The organism is Cohnella thailandensis (assembly GCF_014212135.1).
Classification (GTDB): Bacteria; Bacillota; Bacilli; order Paenibacillales; family Paenibacillaceae; genus Cohnella; species Cohnella thailandensis.
This window is the reverse complement of record NZ_JACJVQ010000010.1, coordinates 1-23,375: the sequence shown is the minus strand read 5'-3', so window position 1 is coordinate 23,375 and position 23,375 is coordinate 1. Positions and strand designations below refer to the sequence as shown.

At 60.0% G+C, this 23,375-nt stretch carries 16 protein-coding genes and 1 rRNA gene; 1 reads left to right on the top strand and 16 read right to left on the bottom strand.

Translation table 11 applies throughout. The annotated features are described in order from the left end of the window. The 16 genes from H7B67_RS13335 to H7B67_RS13260 form a co-directional block, all read right to left on the bottom strand. Positions 1 to 236: ribosomal RNA gene (locus tag H7B67_RS13335) — 16S ribosomal RNA — on the bottom strand; the annotation flags it as partial. Positions 237 to 688: 452 nt separating this feature from the next. Further along, a complete protein-coding gene (locus tag H7B67_RS13330; RefSeq protein WP_185120342.1) occupies positions 689 to 1,621 on the bottom strand; it encodes an aromatic acid exporter family protein in 933 nt (310 codons plus the stop codon). Positions 1,622 to 1,773: 152 nt separating this feature from the next. Beyond that, positions 1,774 to 2,877 (bottom strand): SGNH/GDSL hydrolase family protein, encoded by a 1,104-nt coding sequence (locus tag H7B67_RS13325; RefSeq protein ID WP_185120341.1) that lies wholly within the window; start codon positions 2,875 to 2,877, stop codon positions 1,774 to 1,776. A 156-nt stretch (positions 2,878 to 3,033) separates the two neighbouring features. Then, positions 3,034 to 3,480 carry a DUF2269 family protein gene (locus H7B67_RS13320; RefSeq protein ID WP_185120340.1) on the bottom strand — a complete coding sequence of 149 codons (447 nt, stop codon included), beginning with the start codon at positions 3,478 to 3,480 and terminating at the stop codon, positions 3,034 to 3,036. 169 nt (positions 3,481 to 3,649) lie between these two features. Further along, positions 3,650 to 3,826, bottom strand: coding sequence for a hypothetical protein (locus H7B67_RS13315; protein WP_185120339.1), 177 nt, complete (start codon positions 3,824 to 3,826; stop codon positions 3,650 to 3,652). 115 nt (positions 3,827 to 3,941) lie between these two features. Further along, a complete protein-coding gene (locus H7B67_RS13310; RefSeq protein ID WP_185120338.1) occupies positions 3,942 to 7,091 on the bottom strand; it encodes a glycoside hydrolase family 2 TIM barrel-domain containing protein in 3,150 nt (1,049 codons plus the stop codon). After that, positions 7,084 to 8,541: a four-carbon acid sugar kinase family protein gene (locus H7B67_RS13305; protein ID WP_185120337.1), complete on the bottom strand. Its 1,458-nt coding sequence runs from the start codon at positions 8,539 to 8,541 to the stop codon at positions 7,084 to 7,086. Before H7B67_RS13305 ends, H7B67_RS13310 begins: the two co-directional genes overlap by 8 nt. Positions 8,542 to 8,547: 6 nt before the next feature. Then, entirely contained in the window at positions 8,548 to 9,918 is a 1,371-nt protein-coding gene (locus tag H7B67_RS13300) for a ribulose-bisphosphate carboxylase large subunit family protein (protein WP_185120336.1), read from the bottom strand. Beyond that, positions 9,915 to 10,598 (bottom strand): aspartate/glutamate racemase family protein, encoded by a 684-nt coding sequence (locus H7B67_RS13295; protein ID WP_185120335.1) that lies wholly within the window; start codon positions 10,596 to 10,598, stop codon positions 9,915 to 9,917. Before H7B67_RS13295 ends, H7B67_RS13300 begins: the two co-directional genes overlap by 4 nt. Before the next feature lie 16 nt (positions 10,599 to 10,614). Then, positions 10,615 to 12,339 carry a glycoside hydrolase family protein gene (locus H7B67_RS13290; protein ID WP_185120334.1) on the bottom strand — a complete coding sequence of 575 codons (1,725 nt, stop codon included), beginning with the start codon at positions 12,337 to 12,339 and terminating at the stop codon, positions 10,615 to 10,617. A gap of 16 nt (positions 12,340 to 12,355) precedes the next feature. Continuing rightward, positions 12,356 to 13,954 (bottom strand): response regulator transcription factor, encoded by a 1,599-nt coding sequence (locus H7B67_RS13285; protein WP_185120333.1) that lies wholly within the window; start codon positions 13,952 to 13,954, stop codon positions 12,356 to 12,358. A 71-nt stretch (positions 13,955 to 14,025) separates the two neighbouring features. Further along, entirely contained in the window at positions 14,026 to 14,844 is an 819-nt protein-coding gene (locus H7B67_RS13280) for a carbohydrate ABC transporter permease (protein ID WP_185120332.1), read from the bottom strand. After that, positions 14,844 to 15,713, bottom strand: a complete 870-nt coding sequence (locus H7B67_RS13275) for a carbohydrate ABC transporter permease (protein ID WP_185120331.1) — start codon at positions 15,711 to 15,713, stop codon at positions 14,844 to 14,846. The genes H7B67_RS13280 and H7B67_RS13275 overlap by 1 nt, the downstream gene beginning before the upstream one ends. 123 nt (positions 15,714 to 15,836) lie before the next feature. Continuing rightward, a complete protein-coding gene (locus tag H7B67_RS13270; protein WP_185120330.1) occupies positions 15,837 to 17,180 on the bottom strand; it encodes an ABC transporter substrate-binding protein in 1,344 nt (447 codons plus the stop codon). A gap of 84 nt (positions 17,181 to 17,264) precedes the next feature. Beyond that, a complete protein-coding gene (locus H7B67_RS13265; RefSeq protein ID WP_185120329.1) occupies positions 17,265 to 19,127 on the bottom strand; it encodes a cache domain-containing sensor histidine kinase in 1,863 nt (620 codons plus the stop codon). Between the two features lie 161 nt (positions 19,128 to 19,288). Continuing rightward, entirely contained in the window at positions 19,289 to 21,922 is a 2,634-nt protein-coding gene (locus H7B67_RS13260; protein ID WP_185120328.1) for an alpha-L-rhamnosidase, read from the bottom strand. 224 nt (positions 21,923 to 22,146) lie between these two features. Here H7B67_RS13260 and H7B67_RS13255 point away from each other — a divergent pair, with 224 nt between their 5' ends. Continuing rightward, a complete protein-coding gene (locus H7B67_RS13255; protein ID WP_185120327.1) occupies positions 22,147 to 23,226 on the top strand; it encodes a LacI family DNA-binding transcriptional regulator in 1,080 nt (359 codons plus the stop codon). Positions 23,227 to 23,375 lie beyond the last annotated feature (149 nt).

Below are 23,375 nucleotides of genomic sequence, written 5' to 3'. Positions count from 1 at the left end.
TAAGCCACAGCTTGCACCGTGTTTCCCAGAATCGAGATGCCCCAATTCTGCGTATCCGGTCTTAGCATTCGTTTCCGAATGTTATCCCGGTCTTATGGGCAGGTTGCCTACGTGTTACTCACCCGTCCGCCGCTAACCTTCTTAAGTAGCAAGCTACTTAAGAAGATCCGCTCGACTTGCATGTATTAGGCACGCCGCCAGCGTTCGTCCTGAGCCAGGATCAAACTCTCCATAAAAGGACTTTTGACGGCAGGGTTTCCAGAGGAAATCCCGAGAGTCAAAATGTCCAACATCTGAAGAACCTTGAAGGCTCGTTCTGTACTGCTGGTTTGTCTCGCAAGAACCGAAGCTCCTGCTCGACTTTATTTCATTACGCTCGATGTTCAGTTTTCAAGGAACAAGTCGAATCTTAACGATTCTATTCTTTTAACTCGCTGCCCCGTTACCGAAGCAGGAATTACATCTTACCGCATTCCGCCTTCGCTTGCAACCCACAATGTTTTCCAAGTTGTCGTCTTACCGATGATCTTGGAGCTTGTCGGTCGCATTCGCTTCAGCGGCGCGAGAAATAATGTACCATAAACGAAAGAGAGAACGCAACAGGAATGTTCTTCCATCTCGCTTTCTCTCTTATCCACTTCCGTTACGCCCTGCTCATGAGCACTTTTTTCGCCGCTGTTTTACGCCACTATAATGTATCGATAAATCGCTCCAGCTCGTTCGCCATCGTGAACAGGCTGGCCCGGTTCTCGAACTCCTCGCGGGTCTCCGGAAGAGGAAGCTGCTTATGATACTCGCGGATGGCGCGCAGCTTGTCGTTCAATTCATCCGACTTGTTCGGGTGGCGAAGCTGCTCGCTTAACTGAATGACGAAGTCGCCGATCCGATTGCTCTGCTCCATCTGCGCCGTAATCCGCGAAACCATCGGAAGCATTCTCTCCAGCAGGTGATACTGCCGCCGCTTGTTCTCGAAGTATAACCCATAATCGTTCCGTTTATCCAACGTGCGATGGTTCTCGGCATCGAGCGCCGCAACGGATCTGGCCTTGTTCAGGGTGTCCTCGAGTAGCAGCAGCTCTTTCCCGTCCCAGAGCGTGTAGCCGCTCTTCAAATACTTCGCGATCTCGAGAAGAATGGCGCTGGTAAGCCTCTCCGTCTCCTCTTGATGCTTGATCAGCACCCGATCGATGCTGGGCATGTACCAATTGACGAGCAGCGCAACCCCCAGGCCGATGACGACGATCAGAAACTCGTTCAGGAAAAACGAAGCCTCGACCTTGCCGTGCATATAAATGTGCATCATGATAACGACGCTGCTCGCGATGCCCTCTTGGAATTTGAAACGGACCAGAAGCGGAATGAAGAGCAGAAGCACCGCGAGAAAAGAATACGCCTCATAGCCGATCAGCTCGAAAATCCCGGTGGAGATAAACATCCCGCTCAAGCAAGCGAAAAACCGGCTGACCGCCGCGTGAATCGATTTTTTGCGCGACTTCTGGATGCACAGCAAGGTGAGGATGCCCGCGGACGCGAAATTTTGCAGCCCTAGCAATTCTCCGATAAGAACCGATACGCTGACCCCTACCGCCGTTTTGATCGTTCGGAAACCGATTTTGAACATAGGCTCAATCTCCAGTGCCGGCTTGGCAAACATGTCTAATCCATTTGGATTATGGGCTTGGAGGTCGCTTCAAGTCAAGGCAGGAGATCACACGGCAAAAAAGCCGCGCCAGAACGATACGGCTTCTTCAGAAAAGCATCGCTCCAACGCGTTTAAACAACCCCTACGAAAGCCAAATCGAAGTTCGTGCCCCCGCAATCCGGACGGCTGCCGTGCACGACTTCCAATTCGAAGACGTGATTGCCCGGAGGGAGATCGTCGTAAAGGACCTCCAGCTTAAGCCAACCGCTCGGCCCGCACCAATCCGGACGCTCTCGGTTGGAAATCTTCCATTCTCCTCCGTCCACCCGGTAACGGAATTCCGCCGAACGCTTCCCGAAGTCGAAGGCCAGCGCCAGAACCGTCCCCTCGAAGTCGAAGCCGAGCTTGGAGCCTACGGCGAAGGTAGACAAGGAATGATCGATCCATTGCAGATTGACCCAGCGGCGTACGGTCCATGGACCTTCCGTTCGAATATCGTCGAACGGGACGAATCGAACGTTCTGCCAATGGCCTTGGTCCAGCGGTACCGGAAGCACGCCCGAGTTCGTCTTCGCGGATGCGGATCCGCCTTCCGTCAAAAGCTCTTGCTCCAAAAACCCGATGACGCTTGTCCCGTAGCTGAAGCTTCCGCGCTGAGTCGGATGAAGCCCGTCCGGAAGCCATTCTTCCCATTGAAGAAGCCCTCTTCTGACCTCGTTCAGGGCATGTTTGCCCATCCAAACCGAGCTCAGCCCGTAATGTTCGGCCAGAGCTTCGAATTCCGCGATGCTGGGCGGAACTCGGTCGTTCATCATGTCTTCGTACATGTCTTGATTATACGTATAGACGAGGACGACATCCCGCTTGCCGTCCGCCAGAAGCTGGCGAAGAAGCCCCTCGCGAGTCTTGTTCCGGCGCTCCGTCGGCACCTCCCAATCGTTGACCGCGAACTCCACGAAGACGAGGTCGCAGCCCGGATCGATCAGGTCGCGCTTCGCGCGGAATGCCGCGAGATCGCTTCCCGTCGCGCCGATTCCCGCGTTCTCCACCGTGAATCTGGCTTCCGGGAACCGATCGGCCAGCCAGCGGGTGATGGGCTCCGGCCAATTATGTCCGGGACGTCCGTCCGTGATGGAACCTCCGATGAAGCCGACCGTCAACCGATTGCGCTTCATCTGCTCTTTCGCGCGGCGAAGCTCCCCTCTTATTTTCACGACATCCGATTGCATCGTCATTGTTCATACCTCCGGTAATGGGATTTCTCCCCTTATCATCGCGCGCTGCAGATAGCCTGTCAACGGAATAAATTGCGCTAATTGTCACGAGTTAGCCTAATAAAAATAAAGAGAGCCCTAACGGCTCCCTTAACTATGTATAGATCTATGTATGAGTTAGAACGGCTTAAAAACCATAAGCAGAATCAACACGAAAGCGGCAAGATGAGAGATGCCTTCATACTTCGCGGATTGCTTGCCGAGCGCCTTGTACGATTCCGGCAGTTCCTCTCCTACGGCTCCTTCCAGAACCTCAAGCTGCTTCTTCATGTTCTTGGGAAGCAGGCCGGCGACGATAAACTGGACCGCGAGGTAGATGACGATGGAACCGATAAACCACGCCTCTTGGAAAAGCCAGGTCTCGAGTATTCCCATTACGATGCCCGAAATCAGCAGCAAAACGCTCCCGACCTTCGGAAGAATCTCCAGCCTCTGCAGCAGGTTCAATACGAATTTCGCTTGGCTGACCGTCTTGGCGCTCTTGGCGACGATAGGAAACCCGAAGGCCGCGCCCAATCCCATAACCGCCGCGATCAAATGCACGAACAAGACATACGTGTACATCTCTCATCCTCCACCATAGGAATAAATGACTAGGTCATTCTATCCATAACTATAAACGAATGTTTGGAGGAATAAAGATATTTTTGTCTGATTTATGAAAATTTAACATTGAAGTAACCATAAAAAATCCGCCGGAGCGCCCATGCGAGCGTGCGGCGGATTCGGAAGGTTACGGAGTCGTCGTCGTCGCAGGCGCGGATTCGGTCGGAACGCTCGACTCCGTCGGCACCGGCGTCGTATCGTCTACTCCGTTGCCGTTAGTATTGTTGTTGTTGTTGCCGCAGCCGGCCCCCACGAGCATCAGCGCTAAAGCAAAAAGGACAAACAGCGATTTTTTAAGTTTCATAATAGCCTCCTGAAAACTGAAGATGTAAGGCGACGAGTATCGCCCTCTTCTCCTATATAACCACCACGGAGGCATCTCTAACGCTTATGCGGCCCGTTCTTACATAAAGAAATTCTCATTTTTGTTCGGATGCGGGATGGATGCCGGTTAGGACGACCGAGAAGAGCCTCCGTTCCGACGCGGGCAGCAGGTATTTCTCCAGCGTCGGGGCATAGCCGCAGCTATGATTGCCGAGCCCGCTCTGGGCGGCGTCCAACTTGAGGATCGTCTCGCCGGCCGGCGTCAGCTCGTGAACATGCTTGGCTCTTGCAAGCTCGTCGATCTCGTAATGGTGCGCGCTTACGTTCATCGGCGGCCCGGCAGCCTCGGCCCGAAGCCCGAAACCATCGGCGCCTTCGATGCGGACCCAGCGCGTATCCGCCTTGTTCCCGTTCTCCTGCGGCTTGATATAGGGCACGAACTGCTCCGCGACCGATCCGCCGTAGATGCCGAGCTTGCCGCTCTCCTTCCTGTCGACGTAGCATTCGTGAGGCCCGCGGCCGAACCAGAAGAGCCGATCCAACTCGCGGGGCAGCCGCAGCTCCAAGCCGAAGCGCGGAAGCGGCGGAAGACCGGTCCGCAGCGCCTCGAGTTCCGCCTCGAGCAGCAGCTCCCCCGCTCCGTTCACTGTATAATCGAGTCGAGCCCGGAACGACATGGCTTCCCCTTTGGCTCCGAGCGCGAACTCGGTGCGGAAGCGAACCGTTCCGCTCTCTTCCAGCCGTACGAGCGAGGCGTGCCTTAGATCGGGAACGAGCCGGTCGTAACCGGCCGCGATCCACTCCTTCGCCAGATGCACGTCGTTGTCTACCGGGGCGCGCCAGAGGTTCACCGTCGGTCCGGACAGCAAGAGCTCTCTATCGTCTATCTTCCAGCTTGCCAGCGTCCCCTTCGCCGTGTCGAAGAGGAACTCGAAGCCCTCTCCCCGGATGACCGCTAGCCGCGCGGAGGACCCTGCTTCGGCTTTGATCTCGGGCTCGGGAGGATGCGGAACGGGCGTTGCCCGCTCCTTCGCTTTTACGCGGCCCAAGGGCAAATCCTCCCACGCGACTTCGAAGCCGCGTTCGGCCCACGGAGTCTGCTCTCGGAGAACGAAGCGAACCCTTAGCCAGTATTCGCCCGGCTCCGTCGGCAGCTCCGTCTTCGAAGCGAGCCGGATCGGCTCCCTTTCTCCGGGCGGCGTCCGAAGGAGGGGCAACTCCCCGCTCTTTAGCGGCTCTCCGTCGCGAAACAGCGTCCATTCGCCTTCCAAATGCTCAAACGTAAGGAAGTCGTATCGGTTCTCCAGAACGAGCTCTCCCGTCTCCCCGTTCCAGGACGCGGCCTTGACCGGCTCGATCGCCTTCTTGTATTCGAGCAAAGAAGCTTTCGGAGTCCGGTCCGGGAAGAGAAGCCCGTCCAGACAAAACGGACCGCTGTGCGGCGCGTCTCCGAAATCACCGCCGTACAGGTAAACCGTATCGGAAACCGTTGCGGGAACCGCTGCGCGAGCCGTCGCCGGAGCTTCGAGCGCCATGTCCGCCCATTCCCAGATCAATCCCCCCAGCAAACGGGGATACTCGTAGATCGCGTCCCAATACTCCTTCAGGTTGCCGGTCGAGTTGCCCATCGAGTGACCGAATTCGCACATCAGGTACGGCCTCGGATCGTCCTTGAGCCCCTCTTCGATAATCGTCCCGACGGCCGGGTACATGCTGCTGACGATGTCGACGACCGGGGCGTCGTAGGCGCGTTCGTAATGAATCGGCCTCGTCTTGTCCGCTTGCCGGACCCACTCCGCCATCGCGTCGTGGTTCGGCCCGTAACCGGACTCGTTGCCGAGCGACCATACGAGAACCGACGGATGGTTCTTGTCTCTCTCCACGAGCCTCCTCGCCCTCTGCACGAACGCCTTTCTCCACTCCGGCCGTTTGGCCAAATAACCTTCGTCGCCGACAAAATGGAACCCGTGCGTCTCCAGGTCCGTCTCGTCGATGACATACAGGCCGAAGCGGTCGCAGAGGTCGAGCCATCTCGGATCGTTCGGATAATGGGACAGCCGAACCGCGTTGACGTTATGCCGCTTCATCAGCAGGATGTCCTTGAGCATCGATTCCTTCGAAATGGCGAAGCCGCTCCGAGAATCGAATTCGTTGCGGTTGACCCCTTTGACGATAATGGGGCTGCCGTTCACGAGCAGGCGCCCCCCTTCGATCCGGATGTCCCGGAAGCCGACCGCGATCCGTTTGACCTCCGCCAACGCGCCTTTCTCGTCGAACACTTTCAATAATAGGACGTATAACGTTGGCGTTTCCGCCGTCCACGGCCTGGCGGAAGCGACGGCTTCGCGCAAGCGCAGCTCGCGGGATTCGCCCGGAGCTATGGGGGACGATAAAGGCAGATCGGCCTTCAGCGCGACGTTCCCTTCCGGGTTCAGCAGCAGGGCTTCGATTCGGCAGGAACGTTCCGTATTGCCCATTACGTTTGCGGCTTGCAGAGTGACGTCCAGCTCGGCCGTCTCGCCGTCCGGCTTCCAGCGCGTGTTCACGAAAGCGTCCAGCATCGTGACAGGCGGAAGAGTAACGAGATACACGTCCCGGAAAATCCCGCTGAGGCGCCACTTGTCCTGGCTCTCCAGATAACTCCCGTCCGACCATTGATAGACGCGGACCGCCAGCAGATTCGAACCGGGACGAAACGAGGCCGTAACGTCGAACTCGGTCGTGAAGTGACTGCCTTGCCCATAGCCGACGAAGCTCCCATTCAACCAGACGTGGAACGCCGAATCGACTCCTTCGAACAGCAGCCGGACGCTTCGCCCCTCCCACCCTGCGGGAATGGAGAACGAGGTGCGATAGCAGCCGACCGGATTATTCGCGGGAACGCGCGGGGGATCGATGGGAAAAGGATACGGGCAGCTCGAATAGTGAGGGGTACCGTAACCGTGCATCTGCCAGTTCGACGGAACCGGGAGCGTATCCCAGCCCTCGTCCTCGTAGTCGGCACGCTCGGATTCCGCCGGCACTCCGGCCGGCGATTCGGCATAGAGGAACCTCCAATCGCCGTTAAGCAGCATGAAGTAAGGCGAGCGCTCGCGCTCGCCCGCCATCGCGTCGTCCGTCCCGCCGTAAGGAATCAGGTCGGCGCGGGGAGGCTCCGTGTTCCTCTCCAGCACGTCCGGGTTCGCCCAATCGGGCGGGATAGACGACGGCGTCCGCTTGAGAAGATCAATTCTCGTTTTATTCATCGGCCACTCCTCCGCCTCTCTTCACCAGATCGAAAAACCGCTCGCCCCCGACTTGACCGCCCTTCAGCACCAGCTCGATCCCGTCGAGCTCCGCGTCGTCCGAATAAGCGCGGCAGAGCGGCGCGCCCGGCGCCAGCGTCCGGAGGCATTCGAGCGCGTAAACGCCCAGTGCGCGGGTGACGTAGCCGGACGTATCGCCTCCCGCTATAAGAATCCGCGTAAGGCCCGCCTGAACGGCCAGCGAGCGCGCGAGCCCGCCGAGCTCCGTTCCGAGCAGGCGGCTGCTGTCCTCCGGCCGCCGCCCTTGCTCGGCCAGCGCCTGCCGCAGCGTTCCGATGCTCGGATCGTCCGGTCCGCTGGCCGAATACAAGATCACGCTGCGGCCTTCGTCGAGCCGCTCCTTCGCTTCCGCGAGCAGCCTCGCCCTCGCCTCCTCCGCCCACTCGGGGCGGATCAGCTCAAGCGTCGGCACGCGGATCGGCGCGAAGCCGTCCGCCTCCGCCTCTGCGATCTGCCTCGCGGTCGCGGGCGAGCAGCTTCCCGACACGACGAGCAGGCGATCGACCGGCTTCGCTGGCCGCTGCTTCTTCTCTTCTTGGTCCAAGCCGGATGACGTCCGCTCGCCCGAAGCCCGCCATGCCGCCCCAAGCGCGTATTCTATGCCTGAGGAGCCTATCGCGAATAGCCCGTCTCCTTTCTTCCGCGCCTCCTGCCAAATCAGCTCTCCCGCGACGGCAAGCCGCCTCTCGTCGAGCGCGTCGAACAGGACCACATCGGGCTCCTCCCCGCTTACGACCCGCTCCAGCCGTTCGCCGGCCTCGGCTGCGGTGCCATCCAGCGCGACGATGTCCAGCAGGGACGACTTCAGCGATGTCTGTCTCGCGAGTTGCTTCCTTAAGTCGGATTCGTCCATCGGCGTTATGGGATGCCGCGACATCGTCGGATGGCGGTCCAGCCGGAACACCTCTCCGCCCGGCGCCGCCGCGAAATGATGCCCGAACACCGTATAGCGACCGAGATAGGGCACTCCCGCGAGAACCGGAACGAAGCGCCCGCCGAATATAGAGCGGCCAAGCTCCGCCGCCTTGCCGATGCTTCCCGTGCCCGGCGACGAGTCGAACGTGGAACAGATTTTATAGTGAACGATGGCCGGGCCGGCTTGCTTCAAGCTCTCGAAGATAGGAGGCAGCTCCCGCTCCATCTCTTCCGGCGACAAAGAGCGGCCGACCCCGGCGATCCCGAACGCGTCGAGCCCGTCAAGCAGCTCGTGCCTCGCGGAGCCGGACGGCCCGTCTTCATCGGGAGGATCCAGGAACAGCGCCGTCCGCAGCCCTTGCCGGAACAGCGCCTCGAGCACGTCCGTCGAGCCGGTGAAGTCGTCTCCGTAATAAGCGATGAGGGGCCGCTTGGCGCGGCCCCCTCCTTCGTCGATTCGATCCCGCAAGATCATGTCGTCTCAGCCCTTTCCGTATTTCTCGATCGCGCGGGCCAGCTCGGGATGATTCGCCGCGTATTGCTCGAGCGGAATGCCCCTAGCTGCCGCTTCCCAGCCTTGGCGCATCGATTCGAAGCCGGCGGCCGGGCCGTCTGGATGGGCGAGCATGCCCCCGCCCGCGAGATGCATCACGTCCACGCTGCGGATCGCCTCGTACGTGGCCGGAGCCGAGCCCGCCCATTGCGCGGATGAGACGACCGGCACCGTCTCGTAGCCGCCGAACAGCGGGCGCGCGCATGCCTGAATCGAGCTCGCGACCGATTCGTTGCTCTCGTAGAACTTGCTGTTCAGCCCGTTCACGTGCAGATGATCCGCCCCGGCCAGGCGGCACAGCTTCTGGAAGGCGGTAAATTCCATGCCGAGTCCCGGACTGCGGGTCAGCATGCCCCATTGATTGCGGTGCGCGTGAATCGGCACCTCGCTGTAGCCGTTCAAGTGCGCGAGCCCCGCGAAGCCGATGCTCAGGACGCTCGCCATGACGCAGTTGCCGCCCGCTTCGACGACGGCGTCGTGACGGCGGCGCATCTCGTCGATGTCCCCGGTAATGTTGAACGCGTACATCGTCTTCTTGCCCGTGGCGTCCGCCGCCCGCTCGATCGCGTCCATGACCGCCCGGACCTTTCGTTCCAGGGGCAAATAAGGGGGACTCGCGTTCAGCTCGTCGTCCTTGATGAAGTCGAGGCCGGCGACGGCCAGCTCGTAGACGAGGCTGCCCAGCTCTTCGGCCGACAAGCCGACGCTCGGCTTGACGATCGAGCCGAGGATGGGCCGGCCGTATACGCCGGTCAGCCGGCGGGTTCCGGCGAGGCCGAACTTCGGCCCCGGGTAGCGCCGGGCGAAGGCGTCGGGCAGCTCGATATCGAGCAGCCTCAAGCCGGACAGCTCCCGCAGCTCGAACAGATTGCCCGCGATCGCGCTCATCAGGTTCGGAATCGACGGGCCGAAGTTGACGATCGGATAGGATACCGCGATTCTCCCGCGACGGTAGCGTCCGTCGTGATCCCGAGGAAGCTTCGCCCCGGGAAGAAGCGGAGCCTGAGCTTCCTCCAGCGGAACGATTTGCTCGATCCGCGCTCCATGGCGCTCCTTCAGCAAGGCCGTCTCCCCCGGAACGGCGGTGAAGGTGCCGGTGGACTGCTCGCCCGCGATAACCTCCGCCGCGCGCGCGAGCGTCCATGGCGTCTCGACGAAGTATTCCGCGACGACGCGTCCCGCGCCTGCGCCGGCACCCGCATCGGTACCCGCTCCGACACTCGCGCCGATTTGCGGACCCGCGTGCGGAATCCCCGCCGCAGAACCTCCGGTCGGATTCCCGCTCCCGGCGCCGCTCATCGCGCAACCTCCTCGCCGCGTGCGAGCCTCTCCAGCACCTCGCGCACCTGCAGGACGCCGAGCCGCGGGCTCGACAGCACCGGCTTGCCCGTCGCTTCGGCCAGTTGGCTCTCCATCCGGGCCATCGAGCCCTGGGCGAGCACGATCGCGTCCGCTTCGCCGGCGACCCGCTCCGCCGTCTCCAGAACGAGACGGTCGTGCTCCTCCGGGCGTCCGCCGTTCAGCGCCTCGAACGCTCCGGCGGCGAGGCCGTTCACCAGCGCGACGGCCCTTCCCGCCGCCGCGGCCTCTTTCTCGATCAGCCTCATCGTCGGCTCGAGCGTCGAAGGCAGCGTCGCCAGCACCGCGATCCGATCATAGGCGGCGGCCGCCTTCGCCGCCATCGCCTCGTCGATCTTGACGATCGGGATGCCGATCAGCTTGCGGGCGTCGTCCGCGACTTCCCCGACGGACGAGCACGTATTCAGGATGACGTCCGCGCCCAGCTCTTCGCCGTTATGATAGTACTGCACGAGCCTTCTCGCGACCCCCGGCGGGACGCGCCCCGCCTTCACGACGTCGCCGATCAGGCTGTCGTCGATAATGTTGACGAGCCTTACGTTCGGCAGCAGCTCCAGGAATACCTTCTTCAGCGGGTCGGCCAAGCCTTGGCCCGTATATACGGCAACGACCGTTTTCATCGTTCGCTCTCCTCCTTTACCATACGAACTCGTTCTCGATCCGGCGGAGATCCCCCTCGCGCATAGGGGCGGCGTCATAGACGCGGCGTCCGGAATAGAACGGATGCTTCGTGCCGCGCGGCGTAATGCCGACGACGTCGTCTCCGCGCCATTCGGTCACGAACGTCTGGCCGATGGCCGTCTCCACCGTCGTCCGCACGGACAGCGGGAACGTGATCGTGATCGTCTCTCCCGCGAACGCCTCGTTCAGCTGCAGGAAGCATTCTTTGACCCAACGGCTCGGCTCCGAGCCGCGTCCCTCGGTAACGGTCCCGTTCCGCTCGCGGAGAATGCGGACCTTGGCGAAGCCCGCCCATTCCGGAATGCGAACCTGCAGCGAAGGGAGGTCCTTGTTCACGCGAAGCACGACTTTGCCTTCGTGAGGCAAGTACGACTCCACGTCCAGCCAGACCGAGCCGCGATTGAGCAGGAAGTTGACGCTTATCTTGCCGTCCTTCTCGGTCACCGTGTTGCTCCATCCCATGAAGAGGCCGCGCGTTCCCGAGCCCAGGCAGCAGATTTGCAAATCGTTCGTATGCCCGCGGCCGTGGTTCACGTCGCAGCAGAAGTCGTTCGGCGCGGAATACCCGGCGAACGCTCCTCGCGTGCTGGCGGCCACGTTCGTATAGCTGATGCGGCCGGCCACGTTGAGGGACCGATCGTCCGTCTCCTTCACCCAATCGAGCTCGAGCAGCTGCGACTCGGTCAGATGGTTGCGGATGAATCTCTCGACCGTGCCCCAATACTTGGAGTAGCCGCTCTTCGCGAGCGTGATGCCGGTGGAGATCAGGTCGACGAGGGAGCACGTCTCGTGCTCGTAAGCCTGCTCCTTCATGTCGCCCGGCGTCCAGCCGAAGGCGGTGCATTGCGTCAGCGCCCAGGCATAGCTCTTCTCCACGAACGCGATCAGCGAGGCGTCCCCGGTGAAGGCGCCGAATCTCGCGATCGCGTCCAGCGTGCCCAGACGGGTGTGGAAGTGCCCGCTGCGGTAAGCGAGCGCGTCGTTGAAGCTGCCGTCCTTGTTGAACACGCCGCTGCGCTCCACGATCAGCGCGACGAAGAACTGGCACAGCTCGAACGCGTCGCGGCTCGATGTCAGCTCGTGGTACTTCAGCAGCGGCATGACGAGACGCCCGCAGAAGGCCGCCGGATCGGGAGCGAGCCGCAGCAGCATCGCGTTCGCGGACGGCCAACCGCCCTCCTTGTATTCAGACGCCGGATAGTACCACACCTCGCGCTCTTTGATCGCGATCCTCTTCAACGCGGCGACATGGCGGTCGGCCGCCTCCTTCACCTTCGCGTCTCCCGTCGCCATGTACCAGGTCGTCAGCGACAGGATGACCGCGCGCTGGTCGATCAGGTTCGCGTTCGGCTCCCAGCCGAAGTTCGGGTTCTCTTGGCGGTAGCTCAGCCCGTCTTCCTTGAAGAAGGTCATCAGGTTGTCGCGGTAGCGCTGCTCCGTCTCCGCCCCGTACGTCTCCCCGGACATGTGCCGCGCCAGAATCATTCCGTCGACCATGCGCCCGTGCGAGGAGCCGTAGTCCCAGTCCCCGTGCGTCAGGTTGGCGGGGTCGTTCATCAGGTTCGCCGCGAAGAACGGGATGCCGCCATATTCCGGATCGGCCATGCCGGCCATCGCGCTTAGCGCATGCCCGGCTCTCTCCTCCAGCGTCAGCGTGTCGGGAATCAGTCGTCGTGTCATTGCGGGTTCTCTCCTTTTATTGGCTCGCGCATTCGGTCGTGCCCCGGAACTCCCCGATCGTTTTGCCCGTTTTCTTCTTGAAAATCTGGCTGAAGTACCGGTAGTCGTCGTAGCCGACCTTCTTCGCGATTTCGTAATTTTTGTAGGCGGGATTCTTCATCAGCTCGATCGATCTATGAATGCGGTAATCCGTCAGGTAGTCGACGAACGTGCGGCCCGTCGTCTTCTTGAACAAGCGGCTCAGGTAATCCGGATGGACGAAGCGCGTCTCGGCGATCTGGTGAAGCGACAGCGCCTGGTCGAAGTGGGCTTCCACCAGCTGTTGGACCTCCCTAACGAGGCGATCCCCCTGCTTGCCCCCCGTCTGGCAGCCGCTCGACAGAATGGCGGGAAGGATCTCCCGCTCGAACAGCCCGCTTACGGAAGCTCGGTCGCCGCGCTGCCGGATCATCTCGGTGTAAGCAAGAGGAGAGCGGCCGCTGACGCTCTCGAGGCTGCAGCCCGCGAGCTGAAGCTGCTTCTCGATCGAATGGACGAGCATCGCGGCGCTTCTCTGCATTCCTTCGACCGTCGTATCAGCCGTCGCGATGTCCTCGAATACCCGGCGGAACTGCTCGATCGCCGATTTGCCGCTTCCCATCTGAAGCGCCAAGAGAAACGCTTTCTCCGCCTCTTGCGGATAAGGCGCAGCGGCGGAAGCCGGCCCGCCCTCGTTCGCAAGCCGAACCGTCCCGGGCTCGCCCAGCTTCCGGCCGCCGAGCGCTTCCCGCGCCGCGCGGCAGGCCTCTTGCAGATGAGGCGGACGCAGGCTCGCCGAGCCGCCCGCTCCCAAGCTGAGCGTCGCCCCGGCGGCTGCGCTCAGCAAACCGCGGATCTCCGTCAGCAAGCGGTCGAGTTCTCCGCCGAAGGGGCGCTTCGAGCCGATCGCGCCGACCAGCTCGGCCCGGCCGTCCGGCCCGGACGTCAGCGCGAACGTCCAGTCGCCGCCCAGATGGAAAGCCCGCGCCTGCTCGAGCCGCGCGCGCGCCGCCTCCGCTACCTTCGCCGCGTCGGGCCGATCTTCGCGGTAGGCATCCTCCCGGGCGACGAACACGACGCATTCTCCTTCCGCCCATCCCGGCGGAGGCTTCGCTTCCTCTCCCTCCGCCGAATCGCCGCCCGCGCGACTCGTCAGCGCGGCGCGCAGCCAGCCGCCTTCCCGGTCGCCGGCTTCGGGAACGGAAGCCTTCTGCGCCTCGCGCCGTTCCAGCTCGGCAAGCGACTTCTCCAGTACCGAAGCGAGCTCCTCCTTCTTCACCGGCTTCAGCAAATAATCGAACGCCCGGTGGATGATCGCTTCCTTCGTGTATTCGAAGTCGGAGTAGCCGCTGACGACGATCGTCAGCAGCTCCGGCAGCTCTTCGCGCAGCTTCCCGAGAAGCTGCTTGCCGTCGAGCCCGGGCATCCTCATATCTAGGAACATCAGGTCGGGCTTCGCCTCGAGCGCGAGCTCGTAGGCGTCCTGGCCGTCCGCCGCCTCTCCCGCCAGCTCCAGTCCGAACCGCTCCCACGGGATGAGCTGAATGAGCCCGCGCCGGATCCATTTCTCGTCGTCGACCACGAGAACTTTGCGCATGCCGCCGAGCCCCCCTTAAAATCGAAAGTATCGTCCCTCTAGCAGCCCCGTCCCTTTTTACCAACCTTACGTCAGCCCTTGACCGAGCCCGCCGTCAAACCGTCGATAATGTAGCGCTGAAGCAGCAGGTAAACGAGCAGAATCGGAGCGATGACGATGACCATGAAGGCGAAAACGATGCCCCAATTCGTGTTGTACAAAGAAACGAAATTAAAGATTTGAAGGACGATCGTCCACTTGGTGCTGTCCGTCATGAGGTAGAAAGGTCCGAAGAAGTCGTTCCATACCGACACCATGACGACGATCGTGACGGTAACGAGCACGGTAACGAGCAGCGGCAGAACGATTCGCCAGTACAGCCGGAAGTAGCCGCAGCCCTCGAGCAGCGCCGCTTCGTCGAGCTCCCGCGGGATCTGCTTCATAAAGCCGACGAGCAGGAACACCGCGAATGGCAAAAGCACGGCCGTGTAGTACATGACGAGGCTGAAGTAGGTTCCGCGAATGTGCAGGTCGCCCATCAGCCGGATCGTCGGGACGATCGACACGGGCACGATCAGCCCCATGATGAAGGTGAGATAAGCCGTTCTCATGAACCGGTCGTCCCGCCGCTGGATGACGAACGCCGCCATCGAAGCGAACAGCGTCACGCAGACGACGACGAGTCCCGAGATGAGGAAGCTGTTCTTGAAGCCCCTCAGGATGTTGCCTTTGTCGAACACTTCCTTATAGTTGTCGAAGTTCCACTCCGAAGGCAGCCCCATCCCGAACAAGGCGGATTCCCGAATCCCTTTGAAGGAGTTGACGAGAATCATGTAGAACGGCACCAGAATGACCAAGGCCCCGAGGAAGACGATGACGCTCGCGAGCGTTTTTTGGCCCGTCTGCTTCATTACATCTCCACCTCCCTCTTCTTCAAGGCCATCAGTACCGGAACCCCGACGACCGTCACGAGGACGAACAGCATCAGGTTGATCGCCGTCGAGTACCCCATTTGCCCCAAGCTGAACGTGCTGCGGATGTAGGTGTAGAACACTTCCGTCGTATAGCCCGGCCCGCCGTCGGTGAGAACCATGACCATCTCGAACACCTTCATCGAGCCGATGACGGACAGCAGCACGTTAACGGTGAACGAAGCGGCCAGCAGCGGGAAAACGATGTGCCGGAACCGGCGCCAATAGCCGGCTCCGTCGATCGAAGCGCTCTCGGTGAGATCCTTCGGGATGAACTGCAGGCCCGCCAGGTAGACGACCATAGCGAAGCCGGCTACCCGCCAAATGTCCGTTACGATAATGGAGAACAGGGCCCACTTAGGATCGTTCAGCCAGTCCTGGCCCAGCGAGCCGAGCCCGATCCAGCCGAGCGCCTCGTTCACGATGCCGTGCTCCGGATGATAGATGGCCCGAAACACGTAGCCGATGACGATCGGGGCGATCACGTACGGCATGAAGAACACCGTGCGGTACAGGTTGCGCATCCGGATCGCTTCGTTCATGAGCAGCGCCAGCCCGAGTCCGACCGCGTTCTGGAGCAGCGTCACCGCGGCGGCGAAGATCAATGTATTGGACAAGGCCTTGCCGAGTCTCGGTTCCCCGAACAGTGCCTTGTAATTGTCCAGCCCGATGAATCGAATCGAATCGGCGTTGACGTTCCAGTCGGTGAAGCTGTAGTAGACCCCGATCAAGGTCGGAGCGATGAAGAACAGAAGAAATACGGATAACGCGGGAAAGGAAAAATAAATCGGGTATTTGCGTCTCTCCATGGGGTCCCCTCCTTGGCACCGGCGGCCGCGAGGTAGCGTCCCGCCCCGGATCTCTCCGGGACGGACGACCTGCGCCGGCTTGCCTTACATGACGACTTTGACGACTTAGACGACTTTGACGACTTAGAAGCCCGGGAGCACCTTCGCTTTGCCGTCCTTCTGGTAGTTGTCGCTGAATTCCTTGATCGCCTTGTCGATGTTGCCGTCGAGGAAGAAGTTCTGCAGCGTCTTGGAGAAGTCCACGAAGGAAGGGGTCAGGCGGTTCTGGATGTTGACCTTGGACTTGCCTTCGTCGATGTATTTCTTAACGTCCTCTTGGAGAGGATAAAGCTCGCTCGTCGCTCCCTTGAAGATCGGAATTCCCGGCTTGTTGGCATAGAACAGGTCGACGCTCTCCGGCTCGAGCATGAACTTCACGAGCTCGATCGCTTCGGCCGCATGCTTCGCTTTCTCCGGCACCATGAGTTGGTTTGGAGGCGTAATCATCGCCGTGCCCGTATCCGTCGCGGACGGGAACGGGAAGAATCCTACGCTGTTCGAGACAAAGTCTTTGCCGAACTTCTTCTCGAGCTGGGAGACGACTCCGTCCAGCATGAACGTCATCGCCACCTTGCCTTCGCCGAATTCGTTCTGCAGCTCGTCGTAAGTTCCCGACATGACGTTGTCCTGGTACAAGCCGAGCTCCTTCAGCTCCTTCTGCTTCGCGAACAGGTCCTTCAGCTCCGCGATGTCGGACAGCTTCAGCTCGTTCGAGTTAAGCTTGGCCACGCCCTCGTCGCCGATCGCCGGGTCGACCTGCGTCACCCAGCCGGTGTAGTAGAACACTTGGGGAGGCCAGGCGTCCTTGACTCCCTCGTAGAACGGAGTGACGCCCGCCGCCTTGATCTTCTTCGCGATCTCGATCAGATCCGCATAATTCGCCGGCGGATTGACTCCCGCCTTGGAGAAGACGTCCTTGTTATAGAACACGCCCATCATGCCCGTCGATCCGTAAGGAACTCCGTAGATCTTATCCGCTTCCACTTGGGCCTGCTTGATGGAATCGATCACGTTGTCCCACACGCCGGCCTCGTTCGACCATTCGTGCAGCGTTTCGTCCGCTCTCAGCTTCACGTATTGCTTCGTTCCCGGCTGCATAAGGAACAGATCCGGGAAGTCTCCCGTGGAGAACCGCGTTTTGATCAGGTTGTCGTAATCGCCGCCCGGCAGCGCTTGAAGCTCGACCTTGTTGCCCGTCTTCTCCTCGTAGGCTTCGAAAAGCTTCGTGAACGGCGTCGTGTCTTCCGTATTCGAGATAACGAAGGTTAGCGTAACCGGATCCTTGGCCGGCTTGGAGCCGGATGCCCCGCTTGCGGACGGGGAGGATACGCTGCCTCCGTTATTGTCGCCGCTGCTTCCGCAAGCGGCCAGAACCGCCGCGCTGACGGCAAGGACCGTGATTGATGCGAACGCTCTCGTCTTCCTCATTCGAGCAACCCCTTCATCTAGTAATCGCTTACAATTCGATTATAGGGAAGCGCTTTCTTGTCTCCCATTCACGAAAACGACCATTTATGTTGAATATTCCGACCTTGCCGGCGGCAGAGCGGAATCCTCTTCGTCCGGCAGAATGAGCGTGATCCGGGTGCCCGCTCCCTTCTTGCTGTCGATCCGCAGCGACATGCGCTCGCCGAAGCGGATCGCGTAACGCGTATAGACGTTGCGCACGCCGATGCCTCCTTCCGAGGCCGAGTCCGGCCACCGCTCGCGGTGCAGCTGCCAGTTCAGCGTCGCCCTCAGTTCGTTCAAGTGAGCCTCGGAGATGCCGACCCCGTCGTCCGAGACGGCGAGATGAACGCCCTCCTTCTCCCTGCGGGCCGAGATGCGGATCGTTCCTTTTCCGCGCTTGCGCTCGATGCCGTGAAAGACGGCGTTCTCGACGAGCGGCTGAAGCGTCATCTTGAGCACGGGAAAGGCATAAAGCTCCTCCTCGATGTCCTGCTCGAAGACGATTTTATCGTCGAAGCGGATACTTTGTATTTTCATATAGGCTTCGATCTGCTCCAGCTCCTCCTGCAGCGTGACGACCTCGTCGCGGTTCCTCGTATTGTAGCGGAACATGTCCGCGAGCGCCTGCGCCATCTCCCCGATCTCGCCGACCTTGTAGTAGTCCGACATGGCGCGGATGCTATCGAGCGTATTGTAGAGAAAATGGGGATTGATCTGCGAATAGAGCATCTTGAGCTCGACCTCCTGCAGCTTGATCTGGTTGACGTACTTCGTCTCGATCAGCGTCTGCAGCTCGTCCTGCATGGCGTTGAAGTTCATGGCGATCCGCCCGATCTCGTTGTTCGGGCCGACCGCCACCCGTTCGGAGAAATCCCCGCGCTTCAGCCGGTTGACCGTCTTGTACAGGTTGAGGATCGGCTTCGTGATGCTTCTTCCGAACAGGACGGACAGGAGAAAAGTAAACGCGAACGCGACCAGAGCGGTATAGAGAACGGTCGTCTTGATGCGGTCGAGCGGACCGAAGATCTCGCTTCTCGGCATGACGAGCACGATTTTCCAATTCGAATAGTCCGATCGGGTATAGGTCACGAGCATGTCCTCGCCACCGCTCTCGAACCAGAATTTGCCCTTTGGCCCGTTGGTCCTTTCGACGAGCTCCGATTCCGCCGCGTCGTTGCCGAGCAGGCTTCCGGAGGCGTACACCGGCTTGCTGTTCTGGTCGAGAACGACGATCTGGCTGCCGGCCGTCAGGTCGTCGCTCCGCCCGATCGTCCGGAACAGCTCGTCGTTATACTCGACCCGGACCACGATAAATCTCTCCGGGTTGGAGAAGTCGCGAATCAGAATGGACGACGAGTAGGCCGTGTTATCGGCATCCTCGCCTCCTTCGCCATCGCTTCGGCCCATGAAGTAAACCCCGCCGTCGGCGGCTATCGTGCGCAGGAACCAATCGGAATGGCGAACGCTCGCTTCGGCCCGCGGCTTGTAATCGTCGGAGGCGCCCAGCAGCTCGCCCGTGCTGTAATAGATTTGGAACCGGTTGAAGCCGCGGATCGGAGTCGCGTTGAAGCTTTTTAAATAGAGGTTCACGAGATCCTGGCGGAACAGGAACTTCTGCTCCGCGCTCATCTCGGAATAGGCGTTGATTCCGTCGATATATTCTTGGTCGTAGTAGGGGGCGAGCAGAAGATTGCGTTTGCTGTGGAAGTCGTTGTCGACGTTGTTCTCGATCTGATCCGTGATTTGCGATCCGGCCGATTCGACCCGCTCGGCCATCGTCTCGTAGGAGATATAGAAGGAGGCCGTGCCTACCAATGCGATGCATAGAAGGATGACGATAAAATAACTAAAGAGCAGAGTCGTCCGGATCTGGGAGAACCAAGAACGAACCCTCCCGACTATCCATCGACCGGCGTTCGTTCCCATAGGCTTTACTCCCTCTCTCCGAACAATTCTGCTCGCGAATGATGATCTGCAGGCGACGCTCCCCTGAAGGGATTAGCAATTGCTCATGAAAACGCGTTCAATCTCTCTTCTCTTTATATCATTCCTTAGGATTCCGCTTCAAGAGACCGTCATATAGCCAATTATTGGAGCCGGCTCTCGAACGTATACGAACCCGAGCCGAGCTCGAAGCTCGACGTTCCTTCCGCGGCCGGTTGCCCGTCGATGGATATCCGGTTCCCCGGAACATGGATTGTCGCGGCGGCGTTCGCGGGTATGAGGACTCGAAGCTTGAACGCTCCGTCCGCATCCAGCGTCCAGGACGATTTGTAAGTGCCATATAGCGACTCGTAGGAGGCGTCGACCGACGCGATCCGGCCGCCCGGACGAGGCTGAATGATCGCGCGGCGGAAGCCCGGAGCCTTGGGATCGGCTTCGATGCCTGCCATATAGCGGTACATCCACTCTCCGACCGAACCGAGCGAGTAATGGTTGAAGGAATTCATCGAAGGCGTCTGGAAGCCGTTATGCTCGGTCCAGCCGTCCCATCGCTCCCAGATCGTCGTCGCGCCGTGCTTGATCGAATACATCCAGGACGGGAACTCCTCCTGGGTCAGCAGGCCGTACGCGACATCCGTCCTTCCGTTGTCCGTCAGCGCGGGCAGCAGGTAGCCGACGCCGAGGAAGCCGGTGGACAAGCGCCCGCCGCGGGAAGCGATATCCTCGGCGAGATGCCGGATCGCCAGCTCCCGAAGCGGTTCGGTCAGCAGGCCGAATTGCAAAGCTAGCACGTACACCGTCTGCGTTCCGCCATGGATGCGGCCGTCCTCCGAGACGAATGCCCGGCGGAAGGCGTCCGCGATATCCCCGTGCAGCCGCGAGTACGTCTCTTCGTCGTCCGTCTTGCCGAGCGCTCCCGCGATCCGGCTGAGCAGCTTGGCGCTGTACGCGAAGTAAGCCGTCGCCAGCACCTCGTTCGGCGTATCCGCTTCGATCGACAGCCAGTCGCCGTAGTTCGCGTAGTCGGGACGGATCAATCCCGTGCTGTTCGTCCGAAGATATTCCACCCAACGGACCATCGCTTCGTAGTGAGTTTCCAGAATTCGCTTATCTCCATACATCAAGTAAAGCGTCCACGGAATAACGACGCCCGCGTCGCCCCAACCGGCGTTGTCCGGCGCGAACCAGTTCAGCCTCGTGTTCCACATCTTGTGCCGGATCCAGCCCGCGTCCGGGGCGACGTCGGTGAACGCGCCCGATGGCTGCTGGCAATCGATCATATCTTGCATGAACTTCGCAAAGAATCGAGACACGTCCATGTTGTAAGAAGCCGTCCGTGCAAAAATCTGGGCGTCGCCCGTCCAACCCAGCCGTTCGTCCCGCTGCGGGCAGTCGGTCGGCACCGAGAGGAAGTTGCCCTGCTGTCCCCAAGCGATGTTCGATATCAATTGGTTGACCATGGGGTCGGACGTCCGCAGGCTTCCTGTCGGACGTGTGTCGGAATGAACGACTTTGCCTGCGATCGTATCCAGATTCGGCTCGCCCGGGTAGCCGATCAGCTCGACATAGCGGAAGCCGTGGAACGTGAAGCTCGGCTCATATCTCTCTTCGCCTTCGCCCTTCAGGATGTAATGCTCCTGCTGAACGGCGACGCGCAGGTTATCCAGATACAGAGAGCCGTCCGGATTCAGCATCTCGGCATGGCTAATCGTCACCTTGGTTCCCCGCGCTCCTCGAACCTTGAGCTCCGTCCAACCGACCATGTTTTGCCCCATATCGTAAATATAAGTACCTTGTTCCGTCTTGTGAACCGAGAGCGGCTTCAACGTCTGGGTCACTCGAATCGGCGGCTCTATCGTCGCGGTCAACAAACCGTTGTAGCCCGCGCGAACGTCCGGCCGTTCCCAGCCCGAATCGTCATAGCCGGGTCGATCCCAGCCCGTCAGCTCGAGCCTCGCGTCGTACGTTTCTCCCTTGATCATGTCGGAGTAAACGATCGGTCCCTTGGCGGTACGCCAGCTGCCGTCGGTCGCGACGGACTCTCGCCTTCCGTCCGCGTATTCGATATTCATTTGGAGCAGGAAAAAAGGCCGTTCGCCGTACACGTGATTGCCCAGAAAACCGACCGTTCCCGAATACCAGCCGTCGCCGAGAACGGCTCCGATGGCGTTGTCCCCTTCCGTCAGCCACGGCGTTACGTCAAAAGTTTGCGTCTGCACCCGCTTGTCGTAATCGGTGAAGCCGGGAGCGAACTTGTCGCCAATCGTTCGGCCGTTGACTCGCAGCTCATACAGGCCAAGCGCTGTCGCGTAAACCGTCGCCCGGCGAATGTCTCCTTCTACGCGGAACTCCTTGCGAACGTAGGGCGAAGGCTGAAGCTCCACGTTGGGCTCCGCTTTGCGGCCGATCCATGCTCCCTTCCACTCCTCGCGGGAGAGGAGGCCCATCGTCCAGTAGTTGATCTCGCTCCAATCCGACGCGATCCCTCCCCGGTTCCAGGAACGGACCTTCCAGTAGTATTTCCCCTCCGACTGAAGCGGCTTGCCTTCATATGCGACGTGAGCCGTCCGGTCGGATGCGACCTTGCCGCTATCCCACAACTCCCCTTCGTCCCGTCCAAGCGCTTCCGGCGATGACGCGACCAGAATGCGATAAGCGGATTGCGAAGCGTCGCGATCGTTCGATTGCAGCTTCCAGAAGAAGCGGGGCGTCCTCTCGTCCAAACCCAATGGGTTCACCATGTACTCCGTTCGACCGTCAATGACTCGCCATCCCATCTTGATTGCCTCCTACGATCGTAATTTGTTTAGTTTGTTTAGCATTTAATTTAGTTTTTCGGTTCAAAATCATCCTATCATCGCTAAATCTGAGCGTCAATACATGAATTTAAGCGTTTCCTTAATGGTTTTAACTAAACAAAACTAAACTGTTCGCAATATTGCTTGCGCCGGTTCACTAAACAGTATAAACTTAACTTAACAATAATCGAGGAGTAGCTGTCATGAAGATGGAAGATATCGCGAGACTGGCCGGCGTATCGAAAGCCGCCGTCTCCCTTGCCTTCAACGGCAAGCCGGGCATCGGGGACGAGACTCGGGAACGCATTCTGAGCATCGCCGGACGGGCAGGGTATAAACCGAGAACGAGGGCGCAATCGCAGGAGGTCGTTGCGGATACTTCCGGTGACCGTGCAATGACCGCTCTGTTGTTTTTGGTCATCGCAAACTCCGGCATCGTCACTTCCCAATACGACCGACAGCCTTTTTTTCGCGAATTGATTCACTTCCTGGAGCAAGGCTCGCGAGCCGGCGGCTTCCCTCTTCTCATTTCGGCCATCGACATGGAACGCTTCGACGAGGATCTTCGAGCCATTGCGGAGCTTCATTCCGAACGGGGCGTTATTCTGCTGGGAACTAATTTGGATAAAGGAACCTTATCCCGCATCGCGGAGCGGCTGCCAAAGCTCGTCGTTTTGGATACTTGCTTCGAGACGCTGCCGATCCCGTTCGTGTATACGAACAATCCGCTCGGCGGGTACCAAGCGGGGAATTGGCTGTGCCGTTCCGGACACCGGGCTATCGGCTACGTGGCGTCGAACGTTCGGATCCCTAACTTCGACGCTCGCCGGAAGGGATTTGACGAAGCGATGCGGGAATGGGGAATAGAGGTTATGTCGGAGCATGAGTTTGCCGTCGACCCGATGGTTCCCGCCGCGCAGGATTCTTTCAAGAACGGGATCGAACGTTTGCGGACCGAAGGAAAGCCGCTGCCGACCGCCCTGTTCTGCGAGAGCGATTTTATCGCGATCTGCGCGATGAAGTCGTTGGCGGAGCTTGGAATTCGCGTGCCGGAACAAGTGTCCGTCATCGGCTTCGACGATATCTCCGAAGCGGTTATCGTCTCTCCCGAGCTGACGACCGTGCGCGTGGACAAGGAGAAGATGGTTCGCTCCGCCGTCCGGCTTGCGACCGAAGCGATCGAAGCGCCATCCGGCGGCGCCGTAAAGATCGCGATCGATACCGTATTAATCGAGCGCCGTTCCAGCTCCGCCGCGCCGCCATTTACGTCGGATGCCGATTAAAGGCAGTTCGGTATACACTACCTTCGCCCGCGGCCTCCATTGCCGCGGGTCTTTTTTGGGATCGAAATTTATGTATGCAAAAAAGCACCCATCGCTGGGTGCTTTCTCTGCTTGTCGGCTTGGCAACATCCTACTCTCCCAGGACCCTG

Excerpts from the sequence above, each read along its gene's own strand:
- H7B67_RS13330 (WP_185120342.1), bottom strand. The coding sequence starts at position 1,621 with ATGTTCAAAATCGGTTTCCGAACGATCAAAACGGCGGTAGGGGTCAGC.
- H7B67_RS13325 (WP_185120341.1), bottom strand. The coding sequence starts at position 2,877 with ATGACGATGCAATCGGATGTCGTGAAAATAAGAGGGGAGCTTCGCCGC.
- H7B67_RS13320 (WP_185120340.1), bottom strand. The coding sequence starts at position 3,480 with ATGTACACGTATGTCTTGTTCGTGCATTTGATCGCGGCGGTTATGGGA.
- H7B67_RS13315 (WP_185120339.1), bottom strand. The coding sequence starts at position 3,826 with ATGAAACTTAAAAAATCGCTGTTTGTCCTTTTTGCTTTAGCGCTGATG.
- H7B67_RS13310 (WP_185120338.1), bottom strand. The coding sequence starts at position 7,091 with ATGAATAAAACGAGAATTGATCTTCTCAAGCGGACGCCGTCGTCTATC.
- H7B67_RS13305 (WP_185120337.1), bottom strand. The coding sequence starts at position 8,541 with ATGATCTTGCGGGATCGAATCGACGAAGGAGGGGGCCGCGCCAAGCGG.
- H7B67_RS13300 (WP_185120336.1), bottom strand. The coding sequence starts at position 9,918 with ATGAGCGGCGCCGGGAGCGGGAATCCGACCGGAGGTTCTGCGGCGGGG.
- H7B67_RS13295 (WP_185120335.1), bottom strand. The coding sequence starts at position 10,598 with ATGAAAACGGTCGTTGCCGTATATACGGGCCAAGGCTTGGCCGACCCG.
- H7B67_RS13290 (WP_185120334.1), bottom strand. The coding sequence starts at position 12,339 with ATGACACGACGACTGATTCCCGACACGCTGACGCTGGAGGAGAGAGCC.
- H7B67_RS13285 (WP_185120333.1), bottom strand. The coding sequence starts at position 13,954 with ATGCGCAAAGTTCTCGTGGTCGACGACGAGAAATGGATCCGGCGCGGG.
- H7B67_RS13280 (WP_185120332.1), bottom strand. The coding sequence starts at position 14,844 with ATGAAGCAGACGGGCCAAAAAACGCTCGCGAGCGTCATCGTCTTCCTC.
- H7B67_RS13275 (WP_185120331.1), bottom strand. The coding sequence starts at position 15,713 with ATGGAGAGACGCAAATACCCGATTTATTTTTCCTTTCCCGCGTTATCC.
- H7B67_RS13270 (WP_185120330.1), bottom strand. The coding sequence starts at position 17,180 with ATGAGGAAGACGAGAGCGTTCGCATCAATCACGGTCCTTGCCGTCAGC.
- H7B67_RS13265 (WP_185120329.1), bottom strand. The coding sequence starts at position 19,127 with ATGGGAACGAACGCCGGTCGATGGATAGTCGGGAGGGTTCGTTCTTGG.
- H7B67_RS13260 (WP_185120328.1), bottom strand. The coding sequence starts at position 21,922 with ATGGGATGGCGAGTCATTGACGGTCGAACGGAGTACATGGTGAACCCA.
- H7B67_RS13255 (WP_185120327.1), top strand. The coding sequence starts at position 22,147 with ATGAAGATGGAAGATATCGCGAGACTGGCCGGCGTATCGAAAGCCGCC.